Source organism: Bacillus mycoides (assembly GCF_001757995.1).
In the GTDB taxonomy this organism is placed as follows: Bacteria; Bacillota; Bacilli; order Bacillales; family Bacillaceae_G; genus Bacillus_A; species Bacillus_A mycoides_B.
Genome location: NZ_LXLV01000133.1, coordinates 1 through 1,336 on the forward strand (window position 1 = coordinate 1; position 1,336 = coordinate 1,336).

The following is a 1,336-nucleotide window of genomic DNA, read 5'->3' on the forward strand; positions in this document are numbered from 1 at the left end:
TATTTATACATATAATAAACTGTTTTTTATAGGCATATTATTTATGCTTATATTTACTATAGGAATATGTATAGTTTCTAGTTGTATATATACAAAAAAAAATTGTATAAAGGTGTTGAAATCCAATTGAAACAAATCTTTATCGAAGCAAAAGAAAGTTTATTAAAGAAAAAAATCTTTGCATTATTAATATTAGTACAAGCAACCGTTTTTTTCTTCTTATTATCAGTTTTATTTTTACACTTTAATAATGTAGATACAAAAACAAAAAGCTTTTATGCACAATATGAAGGGAAAAACATTTATCAATTATCAGATGAGTTATTCAATGAGAAAGAACAAGAATACCTTTCCAAAGATGAAAGTTTAGCAAACTTAAAAAACTTTTATAATAGGTTAAATAAAAGTAGTGATTTTAAATATTTAAATACTACAACACAACCCATAGGGATAGTTAACTTTAAAGGAAATAAAACATTTTGGGAAGGATATGAAGATGGCTCTTTTCCTCCTCATGAGATTGATGGAAAAAAGTATGAATTTGTTAAATCATTGCAGATAAATAAACAAGTCATTGACTCTTTTGACCTAAAACTCCGAGAAGGTGATATGTTTCAAAAAGATGATTATATATATAATCATAATAAATCAATCCCCGTCATTCTAGGTTCAGATTATCAATCTATTTATAAAATTGGTGATGAAGTTGAAATAGATTACATGATGAAATCACTTAAAGGACGAGTTGTAGGCATATTAGAGCCAAACTCAGTTTTACCTGTAAGAGAAAATATAGAATTTTATCTAGATAAACATATAATACTCCCAAGTTTTTCTATAGAACAAGCACCAATAAATAAAGATGATAGTACATTTCAAAAAAGACATTATCTACAGTTGATTAATGGTCAAATTTTCACAGAAAAAGGAAGCTTACAAGTAAGAAAACTAATCGATGAAATTTCACAATCTACAAATTTTTATGACCTAATAATCATAGGAGCTAACGATACTGGGATAGACATAATGTTTTCCATGCTCAAACAAAATATAAATTTACTAATTATGTTAACTGTTCTATTATTTTGTTTCTGTGTAGTGACCGTATTCTTTTCATTCATTATGAAATGGAATATAAATATACAAAAATATGCAATTCATCTTATATCAGGAGCCACAGTATACAATATTTTAAGTTATATGTTTTGGGAGATACTTATAATTATGTCAATAAGCCTAATGGCTGTCGTTATTAGTATTACATTTATTGGATCTATGCCAATCACATACTATTTTATGATTATACTAATTGGATTAGCGATAACGTTATTTATAA

1 protein-coding gene is annotated in these 1,336 nt (G+C 25.9%); it reads left to right on the forward strand.

Annotation, left to right across the window (positions count from 1 at the left end; all coding sequences use genetic code 11):
- Nucleotides 1–126: 126 nt before the first annotated feature.
- On the forward strand, nucleotides 127–1,336 hold a 1,210-nt coding region (locus BWGOE10_RS29260), incomplete at its 3' end, for a permease (protein WP_070168372.1).